The sequence below is a fragment of the Stenotrophomonas sp. 05N423 genome (genome assembly GCF_056397145.1).
The window spans coordinates 23,812-46,821 of sequence record NZ_JBFTMV010000012.1 but is presented as its reverse complement, the minus strand read 5'-3'; the positions used below and the strand labels follow the sequence as shown (position 1 = coordinate 46,821).

Here is a 23,010-nt window from a genome sequence, read left to right as displayed (position 1 = left end):
CTCAGAACGGCGCCAGCGCCGAGTTGAAGAAGCGTCCCAGCCAGCCCATCGCGTTGGACTGCGCCACCGCACCGCGGCCGCCGTAGGCGATGCGCGCGTCGGCGACCTTGCTGGAGGGGATGGTGTTGTCGGTGGCGATGTCGGCCGAGCGCACGACGCCCTGGATCTGCACCAGTTCGTCGCCCTGGTTCAGACGCAGGTCCTTCTGGCCCTGCACCACCAGGTTGCCGTTGGGCAGGCGCTGGATCACGGTGACGGTCACGCTGCCCTGCAGGCGGTTGCTCTGCGCGCTGCTGCCCTTGCCATTGAAGTCGCGTTCGCCGCTGGCGCTGGCGGCCAGCACGTCCTTGCCGCCCAGGGTCACCGGCGCGCCGAACAGGCTCGGCGAGCCGATGTTCATGCTCGACTTCTTGCCGATGGCGGTATTGGCGCTGGTGGTGGCCGAGGTGCTTTCGACCAGGGTGATGGTCAGCAGGTCGCCGACATCGCGGGCGCGGCGGTCGCCATAGAGATTCAGGCCCGGGCCGGCGGCGTAGATCGCGCCGGCGGTGGGTTCGGCCGAAGGCGCGACCACCGGCACCACCGGCGCCATGGCCGGATAGGGGCGTACGTCGCCGGCGACCACGCAGCCGGCCAGAAGCACCAGGCTGCCGGCGGCGCAGGAAAGACGGAGGGCGTTGGACAGGCGGGCCATGGCAGGTTCCGTAAGCGACACGATCAGACGTTGTTGTTGAGGTAGCCGAGCATCGAGTCGGTGGTGGAGATCGCCTTGGCGTTCATCTCGTAGGCGCGCTGGGTTTCGATCATCGACACCAGCTCCTCCACCACGTTGACGTTGCTGCCTTCCAGCGCGCCCTGCACGATGCCGCCGAGGCCGTTGAGGCCGGGGGTGCCGTTCTGCGCAGGACCGGAGGCCGTGGTCTCCAGGTACAGGTTCTCGCCCTTGGCCTGCAGGCCGGCGGGATTGATGAAGTCGGTCAGCGTCAGCGAGCCGATCTCGACCGACGCGGCATCGCCGGCCATCTTCACGCTGACCGTGCCGTCCGCGCCGATGGTCAGCGACTGCGCGCCTTCCGGGATCTGGATGCCTGGCTGCACCGGGTAGCCGCTGTTGGTGACCAGTTCGCCCTGCGGGCTCATCTGGAAGCTGCCGTCGCGGGTATAGGCCGAGCTGCCATCGGGCAGCATCACTTCGAAGAAGCCGCGGCCGTTGACCATCACGTCCAGGGCGCGGCCGGTCTGCTGCTGGCCGCCCTGCTGGAAGTTCTTGGACGTCGCCACCACGCGCACGCCGGTGCCCAGCTGCAGGCCGGTCGGCAACTGCGTCTGCGCCGAGGACGAACCGCCGGGCTGGCGCACCTGCTGGTACAGCAGGTCCTCGAAACTGGCGCGATCCTGTTTGAAGCCGGTGGTGTTGGTGTTGGCCAGGTTGTTGGAGACAACGGACATGCGCGTCTGCTGCGCATCCAGGCCGGTCTTGGCGACCCACAGTGCCTGATTCATGAGCGGTTCCTCTGCTGCTGGTGCCGGCCCTCAGGGCCTTTGCAGGATGTAATGCATGGGGTGTGCCAGACCGGCGCGCCAATCGGCCGGCGCGGCGGCATCAGCCGTTCAGGCGCAGCAGCGTGTTGGCGCTGCGCGCGTTCTCGTCGCCGTGCTTGATGACCTTCACCTGCATTTCGAACTGGCGCTGCAGCTGGATCATCTGCACCAGCGCACCGGCGGCGTCGACGTTGCTGGACTCCAGCGTGCCGCTGTCCAGCGCCTTGCCCTGGACCTGGGCGAAGGGCTGCCGCGGGTCGGTGTTGCGCATCAGGCCGTCGAGGCCGCGCTGCAGCCGGTCGTCCGGCGCCTGCACCACGCGAAGCCGCCCGACCATGGCCATAGTCTGCGGGCCTTCGCCCAGCGGAATGACCGACAGCGTGCCGTCATGGCCGATCTCGATGGCCTGGTGCGGCGGCACCGCCACCGGGTTGCCGTTCTCGTCGAGCACGGCATTGCCCTCGGCGGTGACCAGCTGGCCATTGGGCGTGAGCGTCAACGCACCGGCGCGGGTATAGGCCTCGCTGCCGTCGCGCGACTGCACCGCCAGCCAGCTGCCCGGCTGCAGCGACAGGTCCAGCGCGTTGCCGGTGATCTGCTGCGCGCCGACGCGGCGGTTGAAGCCGGCGTCCACGTGCAGGGCGTCGATGCGCGAGGCATACCCCTGGCCCTGGATCGGGAAGGCCTCGGTGTTTGCCAGCGCCTCCTTGAAACCGGGCGTGTCCGAATTGGCCAGGTTGTGGGAAACGGTGGCCTGCGCCTGCAGCGAAGCACGGGCACCGGTCATGGCGACGTAGAGGGCTTTGTCCATCGGGGGCGGGGACCAGGAAAAAAGAAGCGGGGAAAGGCGGGACGCCGGGAGCGGAAGGAGCGGGAGCGGGGCAGGGCGGGGAAGACCCACGCCGTTTCATCCCCCGTTCCCGCCTTCTCCGGCTTAGCGGATGTTGATCACCGTCTGGGTGATCTGGTCCTGGGTCGAAAGCATCTGCGCGTTGGCCTGGAAGTTGCGCTGCGCCGTGATCATGTTGACCAGCTGCTGGGTCAGGTCGACGGTGGACGCTTCCAGCGAACCGGCCTGGATCTGCCCCAGGTCCGCACTGTCGGGCGCACCGGTGCGCGGCGTGCCGGAGGCGTAGGTTTCCGACCACAGGTTGTTGCCCTGGCTCAGCAGGCCCTGCGGATTGTTGAAGTTGGTCAGCGCGACCTGGCCCAGCGCCACGTCCACACCGTTGGAATAGCGCGCGTAGACCACGCCCTTCTCCGAGATGTTGATCTCGTTGAGCTTGCCCGAGGCATAGCCGTCCTGGCCGGTGTTGTGCTGGTTGAACTTCTCGCCGTACTGGGTGGAGCCGGAGATGTCCAGGCTCATGGCCAGCTGCCCGGCGCCGGTGGTCGGGGTGAAGGTACCGAGGGCGATCTTGCCGTCGGTCGGCGAGGTCAGGGCGCCGCTGTCGGAGAACTGCAGCAGGGCCGGATTGCCGATGACCGCCGGGACCGGCGGCGTGGCGTTGGGGTTGCCAGGCGTACTGCCGTTGTTGACCGGCACGCCGTCCACGAAGTTGTAGACCGCCCATTCGTTGGGGTTGGCGGTCTTGACGAAGTACGAGGTCTGGATGTGGCTTACGCCCAGCGAATCGAAGACCGTGATGCCGCCGCTGGAGTGGTTGTAGCTGTTGCTGCTGGCCGGATCGAACGGGGTGATCGTCGGTTCCTTGGCGTTGGCCGGCAGGGTGAAGGCGAGCTCTAGCTGGCTGGTCGGACGCGGTGCGCTGTCGCCGGAGAGCAGGCGCAGGTCGGTCAGAGCGCCATCGAAGCGCGTGCCATCGGTGCTGGGCGCATAGACCTGCAGGCGTGCGCCCTGCGGATTGACGACGTAGCCGTTCTTGTCGGCCTGGAAATTGCCGGCGCGCGAATACACGCGGGTGCCGTTCATGTTGAGGGTGAAGAACCCTTCGCCTTCGACCGCCAGGTCCAGGCTGCGGCCGGTCTGGTCGATATTGCCCTGCGAGAACTGCTGGGCGACGTTGGTCAGGCGCGCACCGGTACCGATCGCATTGCCGAGCAGGCCATAGCCGGTGGCATTGAGCACATTGGCGAATTCGGCGCGCGATTCCTTGAAACCGACGGTGTTGACGTTGGCGATGTTGTTGGCGGTGACGCTCAGGTCCGCGTTGGCGGCGCTGATGCCGGACAGGGAGGCGTTGAAGCCCATGGCGATACTCCTGGGAATCCGTGGAAGAAAGGGCTCAGCTGACGCGGAGCACGTAGTCGAGCGGGGCCGCGCCCAGCCCCTTGAGGTTCAGGTAGAGACCATCCGAACCGACGGTCACGCTTTCCACCTCGGCCTGCACGTAGGTGCTGAGCTTGCTCTGCTTGCCGCTGGTGTCGGTGTAGGTGGCGGCGATGGTGTAGGCGCCGGCCGGCATGCGCTTGCCGTTGGCATCGGTGCCGTCCCACTGGAAGGGCACTTCGCCGGAGGCCTCGGCCGGAACGGTGAGCTGGTCGACCTTGTTGCCGTTGGCATCGGTGATGTCCACGGTGATCGTGCCCGCGCCCGGCGCAGCCAGCGTGCCGCCGGTCTCGCCCTCGTCGCCGAGCATGAACTTGGTCGACGGCACCAGCACGTCGTGGCCGACCATGCCCGCGCCGCGCAGTATCTGGTCGCCGGCCATCGATTCCTGGAAACCGGTGACGCTCTTGTTGAGGTCGTTGATCCCCTGCACCGTGGACAGCTGCGCCATCTGCGCGACCATCTGGCTGTTGTCCATCGGCTTGAGCGGGTCCTGGTGCTGCAGCTGGGTGGTCATCAGCCGCAGGAAATCGGCCTGGTCCAGCGCGTCCTTCTTCTTGGTGTTCTGCGCGGCCGGGGCATTGAGGCCCAGCGCGCCGAACAGGTCGGTATTGGTGTTGATGCTGCTCATGACGGAATCCTGTGGCGGCCGGCTCAGCGGCCCATGGTCAGGGTGGCCAGGGTCAGTTCCTTGGCGGTGTTGAGCATCTCCACGCCGGCCTGGTAATTGCGCGATGTGGAGATGAGATTGACCATCTGCGCCACCGGGTCGATGTCCGGCGAATAGACATAGCCTTCGCCGTCGGCCAGCGGATGGTTGGGCTCGTAGCGCTTGATCGGTGGCGCTTCGCTCTGGGTGATCTGCTTGACCTGCACGCTGGTCAGGCGCGGGTCCTCGCGGCTGGTGACCGCCTGGAAGATCGGCTCCAGCGGCTTGTAGACCGCGTCCGCCGAACCGGCCACGGTATCGGCGTTGGACAGGTTGGAGGCGATGGTGCTCATGCGCACCGACTGGGCCTGCAGGGCCGAGCCGGCGATGTCGAAAATGGGCAGGTTGCTCATGGCGCTCTCCCTTACTGGCCGGTGATCGCGGTGGTCAGGGTGCGCACCTTCGACTCGACGAAGCTCAGCGAGGCGCGGTATTCCAGCGCGGCGCGGCCATAGGCGGCGCGCTCGGCATCCGGGTCCACGGTGTTGCCGTCCAGGCTCGGCTGCACGCCCGGGCGCAGCACCTGGAACGGATTGAGGCCGTCGCCGCCGATGCGGTAGTGCTGTTCGGCGGTGGTGGCCAGCAGGCCGTTGCCGTCCAGCCCCTGGGCATTGCGCAGCGCGGCGTCGAAGTCCAGGTCGCGGGCCTTGTAGCCCGGCGTGTCGGCATTGGCCAGGTTGCCGGCGATCAGCTTCATGCGCTGCTCGCGCAACGGCATGGCCTGGGCATGGATGCCCAGGTAGTTGGAAATCAGATTGGGCATGGCGCGCCTCCCGGGGGAACGATGCCCGGGAGGGTGCAAGCGGTGTGCCAGAACGGCGGGGACGAGGGGGAGGAGCTCAGGAACGGGAGAAGGCGGGGCAAAGGGGCAGGGCCGCCGTTCCCATCACGGGGAGGCTTGGGCCTTCACTCGCTCCTCCCTCTTCGCTCCTTGCGCTCCATGCCCCACATAAGTATTGCCGGGGAGGCCGGCAGGCGAGGCAAGCCCCGCATCTACGACGGGGCGAGCGCCATTCCCTTCAGGGGAAGGCGCCTGCCCTCAGCCGTTGCTGGCTTCAAGCCGCCTCGGCCACCTGGCGCAAGCGGTGCAGCACGAAATCGGCCAGTTCGTGGGCGCTGTACTTGGGCACGAAGGCATTGGCGCCGACGCGCTCGACCATGGCGTTGTTGAACACGCCGGACAGGGAGGTATGCAGCAGCACGAACAGCCCGGCCAGCCCCGGATGGCGGCGGATTTCCGTCGTCAGGGTGTAGCCGTCCATCGCCGGCATCTCGATGTCGGAGATGACCATGGCGTAGCGTTCGGCCGGGTTCTCGCCGGCCGCGTGGATCTGCAGCAGGTGCTCCAGCGCCTGCCTGCCGTCCGACAGCAGGGTGGCGGTGACGCCCAGCTGGTCGAGCACGCTGCGGATCTGCTGGCGGGCCACGCGCGAATCGTCCACCACCAGCACCTGCATTGGCGGCGCGCCGGCGGGCAGGACCATCGACGGGTCCAGCACTGCCTCCTTGCTGATCTGGGCGATGTCGGCCAGCACGCTCTCGACGTCGATGACCTGGATCAATTCCCCCTGGAAGCGGGTGACCGCGGTGAGATAGCTCGCCTCGGCGCCCAGCTCCGGCGGCGGCTGGATGTCTTCCACCGCGATGTTGACGATCCGCTCCACGCCACTGACCAGGAAGCCCTGCACCGAACGGTTGAATTCGGTGACCACCAGGTAGCCGGGCGAGGTGTCCGCGTCGGGTTCGCGCTCGGGGTGGCCGATCGCCAGGCCCAGGTCCAGCACCGGCACCGAACGGCCGCGCACATCGGCCACGCCGGAGAACTGCACCGGCAGGCCCGGAACCTGGAACAGGGGCGGGCGCCGCAGCACTTCCTGCACCTTGAAGACATTGACGCCAAAAAGCTGACGGCCACCAAGGCGGAACAGCAGCAGGGCCAGTCGATTGTGGCCGGCCAGCCGGGTGCGCTGGTCGATGCGGTTGAGCAGGTCATGTGACATGCAGCCGGTATCGGCAGGGCGGGGCCGGTACTTGAGGGCAGGCGCCGGGAATCGGCGAAAAGGCGGAGGACAGCCGGAACGGCAGCGGTGGCTTCAGGACCATCCAATAAGTGCCAGTCCCGGTTTCCGCGCATTCGACCCCACCCCGGGGACCGCATTGCGGGGGACATGGCTCCGGCCTTCGCCGCCGCTTCCGCTCCCTGCCGGCTCCATGCCCCGCCATTCCGGCACGCCTCTTGCAGGAGACCGGGCAATCTTTCCGTGGCGGAGTTCCCCATGCGCCTGTCGGCCCTGTTATGCCTGCTGCTGGCCCTCCCGGCCCAGGCCGGCGACTTCCAGTCGCTGGCCTCGATCCGTGCGGCCGCGCTGTCCACATTGGACCCGGCGACCGAAGGCGAGGCCAGCGTCGATGCCGGCCTGCGCCTGCCAGCGTGCCCGTCGGCACTGCAGGCCCGCGCCACCGGCAACCGTACCGTGGAGGTGGCCTGTCCCCAGGCCGGCGGCTGGAAGCTGTTCGTGCCGGTGACGGTGCGGCGCGAGCAGGATGTGCTGGTGCTGGCCCGCGGCATCGCCGCTGGAGAAGTGCTGGCTGCCGCCGATATCGGCAGTGTGCGCCGTGACACCGCCCGCATCGCCGGTGCGGTATTGTCCGACCCGCAATCGGCCATCGGCCGGGTGGCGCGGCGCGCGATGGGCGCAGGCACGTTGTTGTCGGCCGGCGATCTGGTCGCTCCGCGTATCATTCGCCGCGGAGACAGTGTCGCCCTGGTGTCCCGGCGTGGCGGAGTCGAGGTACGGGTAGCCGGCAAGGCGCTCGCCGACGCGGGCGAGGCCGACCGGGTGCCGGTCGAGAACCTCTCCTCGCGACGGGTGGTGCAGGGCGTGGCCACGGCTGCCGGCGATGTCCTGGTTTCCCGATAGATTCCACTAAAGGTCTGCCCCCCGTTGCCGTTAACCCTTGTGTACCGAATCAGGACTTCCATCACATGAGCCAGAAAATCGACGGCGGGATCACGGCAGGCGCCCAGCTGCGCCCGGTCGCCACGCCCACCAAGGCCGCCCCCGCCGGCGGACCCGAGGCCCGTCCAATCGAGGCCGCCGACAGCGTGCGCCTGACCGGTGAAGCCACCAGCCTGCAGGCCCTGCAGCGCGAACTGTCCGCCGCTCCGGCGGTCGACACCGCCCGCGTGCAGGCCGTCCGCGAAGCGCTGGAGAACGGCAGCTACCGGATCGACCCGGACGCCATCGCCAAGCGCATGCTGGACCTGGACGGACAGCTGCACGCATGAAGCTGGGCGTGGCCGATCCATTGCAGCAGCTGAGCGACGCGCTCGATGGCGAGCGCCAGGCGCTGGTCGAGCACGACGTGCAGGCGCTGGTGGTGGCCACGGGCCTGAAGCTTGAAGCGCTGCGCATCCTCGAGGCGCGGCCGCCGCTGGAACACGCCGAACGCCTGCGCGAACTGGCCGAACGCAACCGCGCCAACGGCGTGCTGCTGGCCCGCCGCCGCCGCGAAGTCAGCTGGGCACTGCGCCAGCTCGGCCGCAGCGAAGCCTCTTCGGCCTACGACGCCAAAGGCCAGGCCCACCTGCTGCATACGCGCAAGCCGCTCGCGGTTGCCTGACGGCGTCGCATGCCCGGCCCGGCGCGGCTGCGCCGGCGCATCCCCGGTTATAGTGGGCGCCCATTCCGCCGCCCCACCGCCGCCGTGGCCGAAAACGCCTCCACTCCGTTCGCGCCGCTTCCGTCGCCCGCCATGCTCCATGCATTGAGCGACCGCATGCGCGACGGCATGCTCCTGTTCAACGACAAGGGCGAAGTAGCCCTGGCCAACGCGGTCGTTCGCGAACTGTTCGGCGCACACCCCGCAGACGTGGCCGAACTGGCCAGGCGCCTGGTCGAGCTGCTGCCGCCGGTGGCGCTGGCGCAGACCCGGGAATCGGGCAGCTGGAGCGGCAGCCTGCCGCTGGGCGCACGCGCGGTGATCGTCCACCTCTATCACCACGACAATGATGGCGAGCAGGCCTGCCTGGCGCTGTTCCGCCACATCGATGGGCAGGAAGACTACGAGAACGAGCTGCAGCGCCGCCATGCCGAGCTGCGCCAGGCCTACCTGCGGCTCAACGGCGCGCAGGAGAAACTGCTGCAGTCGGAGAAGATGGCCTCGATCGGCCAGCTGGCAGCCGGTGTCGCCCACGAGATCAACAACCCGATCGGCTACGTCCACTCCAACCTGGGCAGCCTGCAGGAATACCTGCGCAGCCTGTTCACGGTGATCGAGGCCTATGAGCGCGCCCTGCGTGCGCCGGACCCGAAGGCCCTGATTCCGGAAATCGACGACATCCGCGACCGCCTCGACATCGACTTCATCAGCCGCGACCTGCCGCAGCTGATGGCCGAGTCCCGCGAGGGCATCGAGCGGGTGACGCGCATCGTGCGCGACCTGAAGGACTTCTCCTACTCCGGGCGCGACGAGTCGTGGAAGCTGGCCGACCTGCACTCGGGGCTGGAATCGACCATCAACATCATCTGGAACGAGCTCAAGTACAAGGTCACGCTGGAGCGCCGCTTCGGCGAGCTGCCGATGGTCGAATGCCTGCCGTCGGAGTTGAACCAGGTGTACATGAACATGCTGCTCAACGCCGGCCATGCCATCGCCGAGCGCGGGCACATCGTGGTCAGTACCGGCGTGGACGGCGACGAGGTCTGGATCGAGTTCCAGGACAACGGTTCGGGCATTTCCCCCGAACTGCGCCAGCGCATCTTCGACCCGTTCTTCACCACCAAGCCGGTGGGCAGCGGTACCGGCCTGGGCCTGTCGATCTCCTACGGCATCGTCAACAAGCACCACGGCCGCATCGACCTGGACAGCACGGTGGGCGAGGGCTCGCGCTTCCGCATCGTGCTGCCGATCCGCCAGCCCAAGGGCTAGGATCCCGCTCCTATTCGCCGGTTCCCGGCTTCCGCTTCTCATCGTGGGTGCGGAACGCCTGGCGGATGTGCTCGCGCAGTTCGTCGTCGTTCCACGGCTTGGTCAGGAAGCGGTAGATCGCGCCGCGGTTGATCGCGTCGGTGACGGTGTTGAGGTCGGTATAGCCGGACAGCACCAGCCGGATCGTGTCCGGGTAGAGCATCTTCACCCGACCCAGGAACTCGGTGCCGCTCATGTCGCTCATGCGTTGGTCGGACAGGATCACCTGCACGTCGTTGATCGCCAGCAGGTCGAACGCATCGCGCACGTTGCCGGCGGCGAGGATACGGTAGCCGTCGCGGCGGAACAGGCGCACCAGCGAACGCAGCACGTTCTCCTCGTCGTCCAGCAGCAGCAGGGTGCGGTCCGGGCGGGTCTCGGCGAAGGCTTCCGGGCGCAGGTAGCGGCGGCGCAGGGTCATGCCGGCGGCTTCGGCCGACATCGGCTCGCCGAACAGATAGCCCTGGAACACGTCGCAGTCATTGCGGCGCAGGAAACCCAGCTGCGCCTGCGACTCGACGCCATTGGCGATCACGGTCATGCCCAGCTGGTGGCCCATGGCGATGATCGCGCGCGAGATCGCCGCCTCGCGGTTGGCCGCCGGCGCGCTCTTGATGAAGCTGCGGTCGATCTTGAGCTTGTCCACCGGGTAGCGCACCAGCGCGCTGAGGCTGGAGTCGCCGGTGCCGAAGTTGTCCAGGCTCAGGCTGATGCCTTCGTTGCGCAGGTTGGCCAGGGTTTCGTAGACGAAATTGACGTTGTTGGTCAGCGCGCTTTCGTTGATCTCCAGGGTCAGCATGCGCGCCGGCACGCCGGTGGACTGCAGCAGCGTCATGACCTCGGCGAAGAAACCCGGGCGCAGCAGCTGCAGCGTGGACACGTTGACCGCGACATTGAAGTCGTCGAAGCCCTGGTCGCGCCAGATGCGCGCCTGGCGCAGGGTCATTTCCAGCACCCACGCGCCGATCTGGACAATGATCCCCAGCCGCTCGGCGGTACGCATGAAGCGTTCCGGCACCAGCATGCCCAGCGTCGGCGACTGCCAGCGCAGCAGCGCCTCCATGCCCACGACGTGGCCGTCGCGGGCGCTGACCAGCGGCTGGTAGCGCAGGCGCAGTTCGCCATTCTCGATGGCATCCACCAGCTGCCGGGAAATGATGCTCTCGCTGTGCGCGCTGAGTGGCTTGTGCAGCATGTGCACCTGCACGACGTTGCCGCCTTCGCGGCCGGCCTGGTGCAGTGCGTCCTCGGCCAGGTCGAGCAGGCGGCTCGGGTCGGTGGCGTGTTCCGGGCACAGCGACACGCCGATCTTCGCGGTCAGGAACAGGGTATAGGGCAGCACCGACAGCGGAAGTTCCATCTGCTGCCGCAACTGTTCGGCCATTTCCTCGGGCAACGGCACCGCGCCGGTGCGCGGGATCGCCAGCACGAATTCGTCGCTGCCGTGTCGCCAAAGCCGGCCACGGCCGCGCAGATGCTCATCCAGCCGCTGCGCGATCAGCACCAGCGCCTGGTCGCCGACCTCGGCGCTCATGTTCTCGTTGACCGAGGCGAAATGGTCGATGTCCAGATGCAGCAGCATCAGTGGCGTGCCACCGGCGGCGGCCTCGGCGACCATGGCCGCCAGTTCCGGGTTGCCGGCCCCCAGGCGGGGCGGGGCGGGTATTTCGGCGGCCGCTGGCGGCGTGGGGTTCCACATCATCAAGCTCCCTGGCAGGCGGCCGCCTGCGGCTTGCGGTAGGGCAGGTGCAGCTCGATATGCGTGCCTTCGCCCGGCGCGGTATGGATGCGCAGCCAGCCGCCGACGCTCTGCGCACGCTCGCGCATCACCACCAGCCCCAGGCCGCGCGGGCCGTCGGGATCGAAGCCTTCGCCGTCATCGACCACGCGCAGCCGCAACCGGCCGGCGCCGTCGTCCTCCAGGCACAGTTGGACCTGGCTGGCCAGCGCATGGCGCAGGGCATTGGTCAGGCTTTCCTGGGCGATACGGAAACAGGCCTGCTCGACCTCGTTGTCCGGGCGTTGCGGCAGGTCTTCCACGTCCATCCGCAGTTCCACCGGCGAGGAACGGAACAACTGGCCGGCCTGCCAGCGCAGCGCCGCCTCCAGTCCGAGCGCATCGAGCTGCGGCGGGCGCAGCAGCATCGACAGGTTGCGCAGGCGCACCACGGTGCTGTCGACCAGCTCCACGATCTGGCCCAGATCCTCCCGGCGCCGCTGCGCGTCGTCTTCGTCCATCGCCGCGTGCGCGGCCAGCTTGATCGCGGTGACGGCCTGGCCGATATCGTCGTGCAGGTCGCGGGAAATGGCCCGGCGCTCGTCCTCCTGCACCGAGAACAGGCGCCCGGCCATGGCCTGCAGCTCCCGGTTTCCCGTTTCCAGCGCCTTGCGGTTCGTTTCGAGCTCGGCCAGGTCGCGCGCCGCCAGCACCCGCACCTGGGCCAATCGGGGAAGGAGCAGGAACAGGGCGAGCGCCATGCAGGCGGCCACAAGGATGACGGAGATCACAGTCCAGGCCAGCGGATGGGCCGGAATTACTCCCCAGGCCCACGGCAGCAGGCCGCACAGCAGGATCAGCGCGCCGCCGGCCGTCACCACGCCATAGGTGGTGCGTTGCAGGCAGGCCATGGCCGAGTCCGTGGATGCCGGGTGCCGCGAAGGAGGGGAGCCGTTGTGCATGTTCCGTGGCGGGGTGCCGTGTTCGATCGCCGACATCTTAGCGGGCTGCCGCGAACCGCGATGACGCAGTACTCAATTTCCGTGCCGGGCTGCCGTTATCGGTAAGGTTCCCGGACCTCGGGTAGATGACTGGAGCGGTAGCGCGTGGATCAGGGCGTGATTGCGAGCATGATGAGCCACCCGCTGGAGGGGGCGATCGTGCTGCTCGATCCGGAGGGCCATCCGCTGGCCGCCAATGCCGCGGCCCGCACTCTGGACCTGCCGCGCAGACTGCAGGGTCATCGCCAGGCCCTGCTGGGGCTGCGCGACCGGGTCGCCAGCGAAGGGCTGCTGTCCTGTCCGGTACCTGCCGGCGACCGCCGCCTGGATGGTTTCCTGAGCGCCGCGCGTGCGCAGGATGGAACGGTCTGCGCCTACATCTACAGCGCCGCCCCGACCGCTTCGCTGATGGACGGGCGCTGGTCGAAGCTGCTGCATGACGCCGGGCACGGCGTCTGGGAGTGGGACGTGCCGGCCCACCTGCTGGCCCATCTGGAAGGCCAGGCCGGTACCGGCGTCGTCGTCGGCACCGTGCAGGAATGGCTGGAACAAACCCACCCGGGCGACCGCATCGCGCAGCGGAACGCGCTGCAGGCGCACCTGCAGGACGCCGCCACGCCCTATGCCTGCCGGCTGCGCGTACGGCGCGCCGACGGTAGCTGGCAGCTCGTGCACGACCATGGCCAGGTCGTGGCGCGGACGGCCGATGGCCATCCGCTGCGCATGGCCGGCATCCGCATCGGCATCGGCATCGGCATCGCCCCGCAGGATCGACAGGACGCCGACGCGCAGGAACAGCAGGCGCAGCTGCGCCAGTTGCAGCGCATCGCGGGCCTTGGCACCTGGTCATGGGAGCGCGATGGCGCCGGCTTTTCCTGGTCGGACGAACTGCATGCGGCCGTCGGCCGTTCCCCGGGCAGCCTGCCCACGGACCGCCGCTGGCTGGACCTGCTGGACGGGGATGCCCGCGCCCAGGTGCTGGCGGCGTGGCGGCGGCTGCATCGCGAAGGCCAGCCGCACGCTTTCGAACTCGCGCTGCCCCCCGGGCCGATGGAAACCTCCGGCATCCACCTGCGGGTCTGGATGCATCCCGAACAGGATGCGGCAGGGCGCGTCCACCGCGTGGCCGGGCAGTTGCAGAACGTCACCGAGCAGCGCCAGACCGACGCGCTGATCCGCTGGCGCACCGAGCTGCTCAATCGCGTCTCGGCCTTGGGCCGCATCGGCGGTTGCGAGATCGAGGTGACTACCCGCGGCATGCTCTGGACCGACGAGTGCTACCGCATCCATGGCCTGCGCAAGGAGCCAGTCACGCTGGAGCAGGCGCTGGCGCTCTACACGCCGGACTCGCGCGACAGTTTCGAGGCGGCGCTTGCCCGCATCGCCGAAGGTGGCCTGCCCGAGCAGCTCGACTTGTGCTTCTACCGGCATTCGGGGCAGCGCGTGTGGGTGCAGGTGCAGGTCGAACTGGACCGTCGCGAAGGCCTGCCGGAGCGCTTCGTGGTGCTGTTCCGCGACATCACGCTCGAACGCGAGGCCAATGAGCGCATCGAACTGCTGGCCCACTACGACCTGCTGACCGGGCTGCCCAACCGCGTCCTGCTGCGCGAGCAGACCGAGGAAGCCATCGCCGAATCGCGCCGCAACGGTACGATCCTGGCGATGCTGTTCGTCGACCTGGACGGCTTCAAGTCGATCAACGACACCTTCGGCCACGCCACCGGCGACATGCTGCTCAAGGCCGCCGCCGCCCGGCTGCACCAGAACCTGCGTAATGCCGACCTGTTCGCGCGCTTCAATGGCGATGAGTTCGTCGTCGTGCTGCGCGAGCTGGCCGACCCGGCCGATGCCGGCCATGTCGCGCGCAAGCTGATCGCATCGCTGGCCTCGCCCCTGCATCGCGGCGACACCACGCTGAAGGTCGGCGCCAGCGTCGGCATCGCGCTCGTCGACGACACCCATCGCGATTTCGATACGCTGCTGCGTGCCGCCGATGCCGCCATGCACGCGGCCAAGGAAGCCGGGCGCAACACCTACCAGTACTACAGCCAGGACGTGCTGGCCGGCATCCAGCGGCGCCTGCAGATCGAGCATGCGCTGCATGGCGCGCTCGAGCGCGAGGAATTCCAGCTGGTCTACCAGCCCCTGGTCAACGTCGATTCCACGCGCCCTCCGGCGATCGAGGCGCTGCTGCGCTGGGTCTGCCCGGAACTGGGGCCGTGCAGCCCGGCCGAGTTCATTCCAGTGGCGGAAAAGTGCGGCGAAATCGTCCGCATCGGCGAGTGGGTGCTGAACGAAGCCTGCCGCCAGGCCGCCGCATGGCATGCCGCGGGGCTGGCGTTCGAACGCATCGCGGTCAACGTATCGGCGATGCAGCTGCGCGAACGCGGCTTCGCCGAACAGGTCATCGCCGTCTGCGAGCGCCATCGCTGGCCACCGCAACGCCTGGAACTGGAACTGACCGAATCGGCCCTGATCCGCGACAGCGACGCACTGCGCCAGTGCTTCGACATCTTCGAGCGCAATGGCGTGCTGCTGGCCGTGGACGATTTCGGCACCGGCTTCTCCAACCTGCATTACCTCAACCGTTTCCCGGTGCAGCGTCTGAAGATCGACCGCAGCTTCGTCCAGCGCATGCTGCACGATGCCGGTACGGCCGAGGTGACGCAGGCCATTGTCCACCTCGGCCATGCGCTGGGCATGCAGGTGGTGGCCGAAGGCGTGGAGACGCGCCAGGAAGAAGCGCTGCTGTTGCGGCAGGGCTGCGACGAGATACAGGGCTATCTGTACTCGCGCCCGCTGCCATCGCGGGACATGGCGCAGTGGCTGCGCCAGGACAACAGCGGCGACGGCCCGAAGCCGATGGCGTCCGCGCAGCCGGACCGTCCAGCCGTCGCACTCTGATACTCCGGTCCATCGGCGCGCCCCGTTTCATCCGCGTGTCCGGCAAGGTCCGCGGAATCGCGGCATTGCCGGTCCGGTGATCCACGCCCACTCTCCGCAGCGGGCGTTACGGCTCCATCAGGACCAACGACGTCCGGCAGGGCAGCGGCGCAGCTTCCTGTTGCCGCCCATGGCTGCTGTCAGAAAAGCGCTCCAGGCGGCATTTTCCGGCTCATTCCCTGCCGTTTGCGGGTTCCTTCCCACGCCCCGCAGGCACTACCCGTCAGCGGGCGTCGATGCGTCGCGTTCGTGCAGGCGGGCCTGGGCCATGCCTGGCTCCGCAGGTAGTCGGCGGGGCGGCAGGAAGAAAGTACCTTCATCCCCATCCACGACCGTGGCAGCCACCGGCGTGGTTTCGCCTCAGCTGTGAAGTGGTTCAAGACAGGCATTCATGGCCAGCAGGCAGCGCGTGCCCCCATGCATACTCGGCATGCGTCACCTTGCCGGGCGCTCGGAGGCTTATCGTCGATGCAGCTCTCCAAGGCCCGCGGCCTGGAGTGACGCGGCCATCCGTTCCACTGCGCGATGCCCCGATCCACGAGCGCCGCGAGCGCGCTCAAAGTGCGAGGTCCCAGGCCACCAGGATCGCCAGCAGATCGTCCCGCTCCGGCGCATCCGCCAACCGCATCCGCGGGATACAGGACAGCTCCCGCTGCGCCAGTGCCTCCAATGCCGCCAGACGGGCCCGGGCGGGAACGGTGCCGGGAGCCCGCGTCGAAGGCGCCTCCGCAGGCATGGCGCGTGCGGGGGTTACAGCGGTCTTCGCCGCTGCGGCGGGGAAGGGCGCCCGCAACGACGAAACCCCGGCCTGGGCCGGGGTCCTTGTTTCGCCAAGCAGGGAATCAGAACAGCTCAACCGTTCCCGCGCCCATGCTCTGCTGTGCCACCGGCTTGTGCGGCGGACGTTCCCACTCGCTGCGCATCTCGCGCAGGCGGCTGCCGGTGCGCTGCAGTGCGGCCACCAGTTCGGTGTCGAGCACGCCGCCACTGCGGTGCAGCAGCTCCTGCAGCGCCACCGCTTCGCGGTTGATCGCGGTCAGGCGGTCCAGGTGGGTATGCACGCCGCCCAGCGCCTGGGTGGCGATGTCCTCGAACTGCAGGGCACGCACCGCTTCGGCGACGCTGCTGTCGATGGCGCGGCCGCACTCGGAGATCTCGCGCATGCCGTCGCCCAGCGAGTTGTTGATCGCCGCCACGTTGTCCAGCATGGCCGCGGCCTCATGGCGCGCCTCGCGGGAACGATCCATGTCGCGCGATGCCATGTGCGTGACGGTCTCACGGACCTTGGCGATGGCGTCCTTGGAGCTGTGCGCCAGCTTGCGGATCTGCTCGTTGAAGGTGGTCGAACGCTCGGACAGGTTGCGCACCTCGTCGGCGACCACGGCGAACCCGCGCCCGGCCTCGCCGGCACGCGCGGCCTCGATGGCGGCGTTCAGCGCCAGCAGGTTGGTCTGGTCGGCGATGGACTTCACGTCTTCCAGCAGGGCGAAGATGCCGTCCAGGTGCTGCGCCATCTGGTCGATGTGCTGCACGGTATTGCTGCTCTGGCCACTGACCTGTTCCAGCGCCTCGACCAGCTGTTCCATCTGGTGGCTGGCATGCTGGGCGAAACGGGCCACGTCCACGCCGCCGTGGCCTTCTTCGCCGGCGCGGTCGACGATGCGGGCCAGCGCCTGGCTCTGCTGGCGCGACTTGCGGTTCATCGCGTCGAAGCTGCTGCCCAGGCCGGATACCGCCTGGCGGATCAGCTCGCGGGCACGCTCGATCTCGCCGCGCGAACCGTCGATCTCGTTGCTGACGAAGCTGCGCAGTTCGTTGAGCAGCTGGTCCTGCTCCTTGAGCACGCGGGCATGCTCAGGCGAACGCTGCGACTGGCTGTAGGCGCTCCAGTAGGCGAACACCAGCCAGCTCAGCGCCATCGTGGTCAGGATCGCCCACACCACGGCCGCGGGCCATGCGAACGCCAGCGCCAATGCCAGCAGGAAGGTAAGGGCCAGCGGGGCGGCCAGGCGGATTGCAATGCGTGAATACATGGACGTTCTCGGGAGAGTCACGATTGCAGTATCGGCCGGGGGGGGCCGGTCTTTAGCCGCCGCCGTGCAGGCGCCGCCCGATCGCCTCGAGCATGGCCTTGCGCGAGAACAGGAAGTCCCAGTAGCTGCCGCGGAGCTGGCGCCACAGCACCGCCGAGCGCACCGCGGCCAGCAGCAGGGCGCGGATCTCGGCGACAACGCCGGCCTGCCCCAGGTAGTGCGGGTTGCCCTGCACCATGATCCGCGGCTTGAGCTGGCTGATGGTGTCCGCGTACAGGCCGCCCATGGCCGCCAGCACGTCCGGGTGGGCCGGGTCGCCCAGTTCGCCCGCCTGTACGGCGGCGCGCCCGATGCCGGCCTGGACCTTGTCCACGGTCGCGCCCTCGCGCACGAAGCGGCGCTCCAGCTGCATCACCGACAAGGCCAGGCGCGGCAGCAGTTCGTCCTTGCCCTGGTTGCCGAAGTAGTCGCGCAGCAGGCGCAGCCCGGGCTCGAGCTGGCGACCGTCGCCATACACTGCGGCGGGCGAGGGGGCGTCGATGCGCATCACGCTGTCCATGGCAGTGCGCACCACCGCCGCGTCGGAATGGCCGGTTTCGGCGATGCGCCGCACCTGCTGCAGGGCCTGGGCGATGCCGGCCAGCGCCAGGATACGGTCGTCGAAGGAAGAACTCATGCTTGCCTCTCAAGGGAAACGGGCCGGGACGCACGCTGCTCCAGCGGCGCATCGGTGGCGGCGATGACCGCGCCACCCAGGCATTCGGGGCCGTCATACAGCACCAGCGACTGTCCGGGCGTGACCGCCCGCTGCGGCCGGTCGAACTCCACCTGCAGGGTACCGTCATCGCGCACGGTCACCCGGCAGGGTTCGTCCGGTTGCCGGTAGCGGGTCTGCGCGGTACAGCGGAAGCCGGCGGCGGGTGCGCTGCCTGCGATCCAGTGCATGGATTCGGTATGCAGGCAGCTGGACTGCAGCCAGGGGCTGTCATGGCCCTGGTCCACGTACAGGATGTTGGCCGCCACGTCCTTGCCGACCACGTACCAGGGCGCTGCCGGCCGCCCGCGCACGCCGCCGATGTTCAGGCCTTCGCGCTGGCCCAGGGTGAAATAGAACACGCCCGGATGGCGGCCGATGGACTGCCCGTCCGGGTCGCGGATCTCGCCCTCGCGGGCGGGCAGGTACTGGCCCAGGAACTGGCGGAAATCACGCTCGCCGATGAAGCAGATGCCGGTCGAATCCTTCTTGGCATGCGTCGGCAGCCCGGCTTCCTGGGCGATGCGGCGCAGCTGGCTCTTCTCCAGGTGCCCGATCGGGAACAGGGTGGCGGCCAGCTGCTCCTGCCCCAGCTGGTGCAGGAAATAGCTCTGGTCCTTGCCACGGTCGGCCCCGCGCAGCAGGCGCCAGCGGCCGCCGGACTGCTCCACTCTGGCGTAATGCCCGGTGGCGATGCGCCCGGCGCCCAGTTCGCGGGCGGCATCGAGGAAGTGCTTGAACTTGACCTCTCGGTTGCACAGCACATCCGGGTTCGGCGTGCGCCCGGCCGCGTACTCGGCCAGGAAGTGCTCGAACACGCCCTGCCAGTACTCGGCGGAGAAATCGCGGAAATGGAAGGGGATGCCCAGCCGCCCGCAGACCGCCACCGCGTCGCGGCGGTCGTCCTCGGCACGGCAGTGTCCGCTGCCATCGTCGGCCCAGTTCTGCATGAACAGGCCGGCGACATCCAGCCCCTGCTGGACCAAGACCAGGGCGGCGACGGAGGAGTCCACGCCGCCGGACACACCCACGACCACACCCGGGCTGCTCACGGCACCCGCCTCAGCACCGACAGCGGGAAACGCTGCCCGGCCAGCCAGTCCGACACGGCCTGCCAGACCAGCGGGCTGCGCAGCCGCGCCATGTCGGCCTGCAGTGCGGCCGGGGTCAGCCACAGTGCCTGCACGATGCCGGTATCCAGCGGTTGATCCGGGTAATGCCGTACCGGCTCGGCGGCGAAGGCGAAGCGCAGGAACGACTTGCCGTCCGGCGCATCCCACTGGTAAGCGCCGATGAAAGCGGTCGGCCGTACCTCCCAGCCGGTTTCCTCGCGCGTCTCGCGCACTGCGGCTTCAACCAGGCTTTCGCCCGGTTCCAGGTGGCCGGCCGGCTGGTTCAACACGCGCTGGCCATGCTTCTCCTCTTCCACCAGCAGCAACTGCCCGGCGCGGGACACCACGGTGGCCACGGTGACGCGTGGCGCCCAGCGCTGGGAGTTCAAGGCGTTCACTCTCAGTACTCGTCCTTGGCCGTCAGCTCCAGTTCGATGGCATCGGCGCTCTTGATCGCCGCATCGATGGCGTCGCTGAGGACATCGGCCTTCGCGTTCGCGTCGATCTTGACCACGAACATGGCCAGGTCGCCCTGCTTGACCCAGCTGCCGAGCTTGGAGTCGTTGGAGTCCTCGAGCAGGCGGTTGGCCACCAGGGCCGGCAGCTGCGGACCGGCGGACTTGTAGCCCGGCGACCAGATCTCGCGGATGCGATGGGCGCCATAGGTCTCGACCGAGGAGCGCACGAACACCAGTTGGGTGCGGTCGCCTTCCATGTCGAACACCATGCGGTAGTCGCCGTCGTCGTCGACCTCGTACTTGTATTCCAGCGAGTCGAGCAGTCGCCCGACCGCGGCATCGGGTTCGCCGGCGGACGCCGCTCCGGCCATGCCGCACAACACGGTCGCCATCATCATTCCGGTCACGTACTTCTTCATGCTTTCCCTGCGGGATTGGTTGATCAGGCGCAAATTGTGCGTTGGCCGGGGCGTTCGCGTCCAATTCGGCGCAGCTTCGCGGGGCCAGCCGGTATAATTCCGCGCATGCCCCGCAAGCTCCAACACGAAAATGACCATGGCCTGCTGGTGGAACCCGGCAAACCCGAGGTCGCGCCACCGCCGCTGTACCAGGTGATGCTGCTGAACGACGACTACACCCCGATGGATTTCGTGGTCGCCGTGCTGCAGAACTTCTTCGCCATGGACCTGGACAAGGCCACCCAGGTGATGCTGCACGTCCATACCCGCGGCCGCGGCATCTGCGGCGTCTACAGCCGCGAGGTCGCCGAGACCAAGGTCGCGCAGGTCAACGAGTACTCGCGCATGAACCAGCACCCGCTGCTGTGCACGATGGAAAAGGCCTGACCGGCCTGTCCGCCGGCGCCACCCTCCACGGCGCCAGTCCCGTCACCGGCGGTCCGCACTGTTCCGGGCATGGCGACGGCGACCGTATTGGCCGTGGCCCTGATCGCACCCATTGTCAGACGGGGCGGATGCCGCTTCGCAGGGTAGGAATCCGCCGCCACCGGCAGACCCGCCGCAACAGAATCCCGCTCCACCGGCATACTGCTAACGCCGTCTGAACACCGGCATCCGGTAGGGTGATGGAAAACGTGCAGTCAGGCCGCATATTGTCTCCAACCGCAGTCGGAGTCCCCCATGTTCAGCAAAGACCTCGAACAGACGATTGGCCAGTGCTACAAGCGCGCCCGCGAGGCACGTCATGAATTCATGACGGTCGAACACCTGCTGCTCGCCCTGTTGGAGAATCCCTCCGCACAGGCCGTGCTCAAGGCCTGCGGCGCCGACCTGGACCGCCTGCGCCAGGATCTGGAACAGGCCGTGGAGACGTCGGTCTCGCGCCTGGCCGACGACGACGGACGCGACACCCAGCCCACGCTTGGTTTCCAGCGCGTGCTGCAGCGCGCCGTCTACCACGTGCAGTCCTCGGGCAAGAAAGAGGTCACCGGCGCCAACGTGCTGGTGGCGATCTTCGGCGAGAAGGATTCGCACGCGGTCTATTACCTCAACCAGCAGGACGTGACCCGGCTGGACATCGTCAATTACCTGTCCCACGGCATCGCCAAGTCCGGCGACGAGGGCGATGCCTCGCCGTCCATCGACGGCGAGGGCCGCACCGAGGCCGGGGAGGGCGAACCCAAGGGCGATGCGCTGACCGAATTCGCCAGCAACCTCAACGAGCAGGCCCGCGCCGGCCGCATCGACCCGCTGGTCGGCCGCCGCGACGAGATCGAGCGCACCATCCAGGTGCTGTGCCGCCGCCGCAAGAACAACCCGCTGTACGTGGGCGAGGCCGGCGTCGGCAAGACCGCCATCGCCGAGGGCCTGGCCAAGCGCATCGTCGACGGCGAGGTACCGGAAGTGCTGACCGACGCGGTGATCTATTCGCTCGACCTGGGCGCGCTGGTCGCCGGTACCAAGTACCGCGGCGACTTCGAGAAACGCCTGAAAGGCGTGATCGGCGCGCTGAAGAAGGTTCCCAACGCGGTGCTGTTCATCGATGAGATCCACACCATCATCGGTGCGGGCTCCGCCTCCGGCGGCACCATGGACGCCAGCAACCTGATCAAGCCGGCACTGGCCTCGGGCGAGCTGCGCTGCATCGGCTCGACCACGTTCCAGGAATACCGCGGCATCTTCGAGAAGGACCGCGCGCTGGCGCGCCGCTTCCAGAAGATCGACATCGTCGAGCCCACCGTGGGCGAGGCCTACGAGATCCTCAAGGGACTGCGCCCGAAGTACGAGACCCATCACGGCGTGACCTATGCCGATGATGCGCTGCAGGCGGCGGTAGACCTGTCGGTCAAGCACATCGGCGACCGCCTGCTGCCGGACAAGGCCATCGACGTCATCGACGAGGCCGGCGCCCGCCAGCGCCTGCTGCCGGAGGGCGAGCGCAAGGCGACCATCGACGTCGAGGAAGTGGAGACCATCGTCGCCAAGATGGCGCGCATCCCGACCAAGCAGGTCACCGCCACCGACAAGGACGTGCTGCAGCACCTGGAGCGCAACCTGAAGATGGTGATCTTCGGCCAGGACCCGGCGATCGAATCGCTGGCCTCGGCGATCAAGCTGTCGCGTTCGGGGCTGGGCAATCCGGAGAAGCCGATCGGCAACTTCCTGTTCGCCGGCCCGACCGGCGTCGGCAAGACCGAGGTCACCCGCCAGCTCGCGCTGCAGCTGGGCATCGAGCTGGTGCGCTTTGACATGAGCGAGTACATGGAGCCGCACTCGGTCAGCCGCCTGATCGGCGCGCCCCCGGGCTATGTCGGCTTCGACCAGGGCGGCCTGCTGACCGAGAAGATCGTCAAGACACCGCACTGCGTGCTGCTGCTGGACGAGGTGGAGAAGGCCCATCCGGACATCTTCAACGTCCTGCTGCAGGTCATGGACCGCGGCATCCTCACCGATACCAACGGCCGCGAGGCCAACTTCAAGAACGTGATCCTGGTGATGACGACCAATGCCGGCGCGGCGCAGGCGGCGCGGCGTTCGATCGGCTTCACCAAGCAGGATCATGCCACCGACGCGATGGAAGTGATCCGCAAGGGCTTCACCCCGGAATTCCGCAACCGCCTGGATGCGGTGGTGCAGTTCCAGGCGCTGGGCTTCGACCACATCCTGCGGGTGGTGGACAAGTTCCTGATCGAGCTGGAGATGCTGCTGCAGGACAAGCATGTCTCGCTGTCGGCCACCCCGGCCGCTCGCGACTGGCTGGCCCACCACGGCTTCGACCCGCAGATGGGCGCACGGCCGATGGCCCGTGTCATCCAGGACCAGATCAAGCGCCCACTGGCCGACGAACTGCTGTTCGGAAAGCTGGTGGGCGGTGGCAAGGTCAGCATCGACGTGCGCGACGGCGGACTGGTGGTGGAAACCGAGGCCGAACCGGAGCACCTGTTGCCAGCGACGGTCTGAAGCAGGCGGGGCTTTACCCGTACGACGGCGGCTGCGGCCGCCGTCGTCGTTCCCGGTATCG

General features: G+C 68.1%; 21 protein-coding genes and 1 pseudogene. 7 read left to right on the top strand and 15 right to left on the bottom strand.

What is annotated here, in order from left to right; translation table 11 throughout:
• Position 1: 1 nt before the first annotated feature.
• From flgH to AC1DGW_RS15800, 8 genes are all read right to left on the bottom strand, one after another.
• On the bottom strand, positions 2 to 694 hold the full coding sequence (flgH, locus tag AC1DGW_RS15835; RefSeq protein WP_478024826.1) for a flagellar basal body L-ring protein FlgH: 693 nt from the start codon (positions 692 to 694) through the stop codon (positions 2 to 4).
• Positions 695 to 717: 23 nt separating this feature from the next.
• Positions 718 to 1,503, bottom strand: a complete 786-nt coding sequence (gene flgG / locus AC1DGW_RS15830; protein ID WP_055769066.1) for a flagellar basal-body rod protein FlgG — start codon at positions 1,501 to 1,503, stop codon at positions 718 to 720.
• A 100-nt stretch (positions 1,504 to 1,603) separates the two neighbouring features.
• Positions 1,604 to 2,353: a flagellar basal body rod protein FlgF gene (locus AC1DGW_RS15825; RefSeq protein WP_478024824.1), complete on the bottom strand. Its 750-nt coding sequence runs from the start codon at positions 2,351 to 2,353 to the stop codon at positions 1,604 to 1,606.
• A 123-nt stretch (positions 2,354 to 2,476) separates the two neighbouring features.
• Positions 2,477 to 3,754 (bottom strand): flagellar hook protein FlgE, encoded by a 1,278-nt coding sequence (flgE, locus tag AC1DGW_RS15820; RefSeq protein ID WP_478024822.1) that lies wholly within the window; start codon positions 3,752 to 3,754, stop codon positions 2,477 to 2,479.
• A 34-nt stretch (positions 3,755 to 3,788) separates the two neighbouring features.
• Positions 3,789 to 4,463 (bottom strand): flagellar hook capping FlgD N-terminal domain-containing protein, encoded by a 675-nt coding sequence (locus tag AC1DGW_RS15815; RefSeq protein ID WP_478024820.1) that lies wholly within the window; start codon positions 4,461 to 4,463, stop codon positions 3,789 to 3,791.
• Positions 4,464 to 4,486: 23 nt separating this feature from the next.
• On the bottom strand, positions 4,487 to 4,894 hold the full coding sequence (gene flgC / locus AC1DGW_RS15810; protein WP_478024818.1) for a flagellar basal body rod protein FlgC: 408 nt from the start codon (positions 4,892 to 4,894) through the stop codon (positions 4,487 to 4,489).
• An 11-nt stretch (positions 4,895 to 4,905) separates the two neighbouring features.
• Positions 4,906 to 5,304, bottom strand: coding sequence for a flagellar basal body rod protein FlgB (gene flgB / locus AC1DGW_RS15805; RefSeq protein ID WP_478024816.1), 399 nt, complete (start codon positions 5,302 to 5,304; stop codon positions 4,906 to 4,908).
• A 292-nt stretch (positions 5,305 to 5,596) separates the two neighbouring features.
• Positions 5,597 to 6,541: a chemotaxis protein gene (locus AC1DGW_RS15800; RefSeq protein ID WP_478024814.1), complete on the bottom strand. Its 945-nt coding sequence runs from the start codon at positions 6,539 to 6,541 to the stop codon at positions 5,597 to 5,599.
• Between the two features lie 276 nt (positions 6,542 to 6,817).
• Here AC1DGW_RS15800 and flgA point away from each other — a divergent pair, with 276 nt between their 5' ends.
• From flgA to AC1DGW_RS15780, 4 genes are all read left to right on the top strand, one after another.
• On the top strand, positions 6,818 to 7,462 hold the full coding sequence (flgA, locus tag AC1DGW_RS15795; protein WP_478024812.1) for a flagellar basal body P-ring formation chaperone FlgA: 645 nt from the start codon (positions 6,818 to 6,820) through the stop codon (positions 7,460 to 7,462).
• A 65-nt stretch (positions 7,463 to 7,527) separates the two neighbouring features.
• On the top strand, positions 7,528 to 7,830 hold the full coding sequence (gene flgM / locus AC1DGW_RS15790; RefSeq protein ID WP_478024810.1) for a flagellar biosynthesis anti-sigma factor FlgM: 303 nt from the start codon (positions 7,528 to 7,530) through the stop codon (positions 7,828 to 7,830).
• A 2-nt stretch (positions 7,831 to 7,832) separates the two neighbouring features.
• Positions 7,833 to 8,165, top strand: a complete 333-nt coding sequence (locus AC1DGW_RS15785) for a flagellar protein FlgN (protein ID WP_478024952.1) — start codon at positions 7,833 to 7,835, stop codon at positions 8,163 to 8,165.
• A gap of 132 nt (positions 8,166 to 8,297) precedes the next feature.
• A complete protein-coding gene (locus AC1DGW_RS15780) occupies positions 8,298 to 9,473 on the top strand; it encodes an ATP-binding protein (protein ID WP_478024808.1) in 1,176 nt (391 codons plus the stop codon).
• A gap of 10 nt (positions 9,474 to 9,483) precedes the next feature.
• Here the strand turns inward: AC1DGW_RS15780 and AC1DGW_RS15775 are convergent, their stop codons facing one another.
• Together AC1DGW_RS15775 and AC1DGW_RS15770 are read right to left on the bottom strand one after the other, a co-directional pair.
• Positions 9,484 to 11,211 carry an EAL domain-containing protein gene (locus tag AC1DGW_RS15775; RefSeq protein ID WP_478024950.1) on the bottom strand — a complete coding sequence of 576 codons (1,728 nt, stop codon included), beginning with the start codon at positions 11,209 to 11,211 and terminating at the stop codon, positions 9,484 to 9,486.
• A gap of 2 nt (positions 11,212 to 11,213) precedes the next feature.
• A pseudogene (locus AC1DGW_RS15770) lies at positions 11,214 to 11,945 on the bottom strand (sensor histidine kinase); the annotation flags it as partial.
• 390 nt (positions 11,946 to 12,335) lie between these two features.
• On the opposite strand from AC1DGW_RS15770, the gene AC1DGW_RS15765 reads away from it, so the two are divergent.
• Entirely contained in the window at positions 12,336 to 15,134 is a 2,799-nt protein-coding gene (locus tag AC1DGW_RS15765) for a bifunctional diguanylate cyclase/phosphodiesterase (RefSeq protein ID WP_478024806.1), read from the top strand.
• A gap of 881 nt (positions 15,135 to 16,015) precedes the next feature.
• Here the strand turns inward: AC1DGW_RS15765 and AC1DGW_RS15760 are convergent.
• The 5 genes from AC1DGW_RS15760 to AC1DGW_RS15740 are packed head-to-tail and all read right to left on the bottom strand — an operon-like array spanning position 16,016 to position 19,925.
• Entirely contained in the window at positions 16,016 to 17,206 is a 1,191-nt protein-coding gene (locus AC1DGW_RS15760; RefSeq protein ID WP_478024804.1) for a methyl-accepting chemotaxis protein, read from the bottom strand.
• A gap of 52 nt (positions 17,207 to 17,258) precedes the next feature.
• Positions 17,259 to 17,882, bottom strand: coding sequence for a high frequency lysogenization protein HflD (hflD, locus tag AC1DGW_RS15755; protein WP_478024802.1), 624 nt, complete (start codon positions 17,880 to 17,882; stop codon positions 17,259 to 17,261).
• Positions 17,879 to 19,012: a tRNA 2-thiouridine(34) synthase MnmA gene (mnmA, locus tag AC1DGW_RS15750; RefSeq protein ID WP_478024800.1), complete on the bottom strand. Its 1,134-nt coding sequence runs from the start codon at positions 19,010 to 19,012 to the stop codon at positions 17,879 to 17,881. The genes hflD and mnmA overlap by 4 nt, the downstream gene beginning before the upstream one ends.
• On the bottom strand, positions 19,009 to 19,470 hold the full coding sequence (locus AC1DGW_RS15745; RefSeq protein ID WP_478024798.1) for an NUDIX hydrolase: 462 nt from the start codon (positions 19,468 to 19,470) through the stop codon (positions 19,009 to 19,011). The genes mnmA and AC1DGW_RS15745 overlap by 4 nt, the downstream gene beginning before the upstream one ends.
• A 2-nt stretch (positions 19,471 to 19,472) precedes the next feature.
• Positions 19,473 to 19,925 carry a hypothetical protein gene (locus AC1DGW_RS15740; protein WP_478024948.1) on the bottom strand — a complete coding sequence of 151 codons (453 nt, stop codon included), beginning with the start codon at positions 19,923 to 19,925 and terminating at the stop codon, positions 19,473 to 19,475.
• 129 nt (positions 19,926 to 20,054) lie between these two features.
• Between AC1DGW_RS15740 and clpS the strand changes: the two genes are divergently transcribed.
• Complete coding sequence (clpS, locus tag AC1DGW_RS15735; RefSeq protein WP_478024796.1) at positions 20,055 to 20,375, top strand: ATP-dependent Clp protease adapter ClpS; 321 nt, start codon at positions 20,055 to 20,057, stop codon at positions 20,373 to 20,375.
• A 294-nt stretch (positions 20,376 to 20,669) separates the two neighbouring features.
• On the top strand, positions 20,670 to 22,949 hold the full coding sequence (gene clpA / locus AC1DGW_RS15730) for an ATP-dependent Clp protease ATP-binding subunit ClpA (protein ID WP_478024794.1): 2,280 nt from the start codon (positions 20,670 to 20,672) through the stop codon (positions 22,947 to 22,949).
• Positions 22,950 to 23,010: the final 61 nt, after the last annotated feature.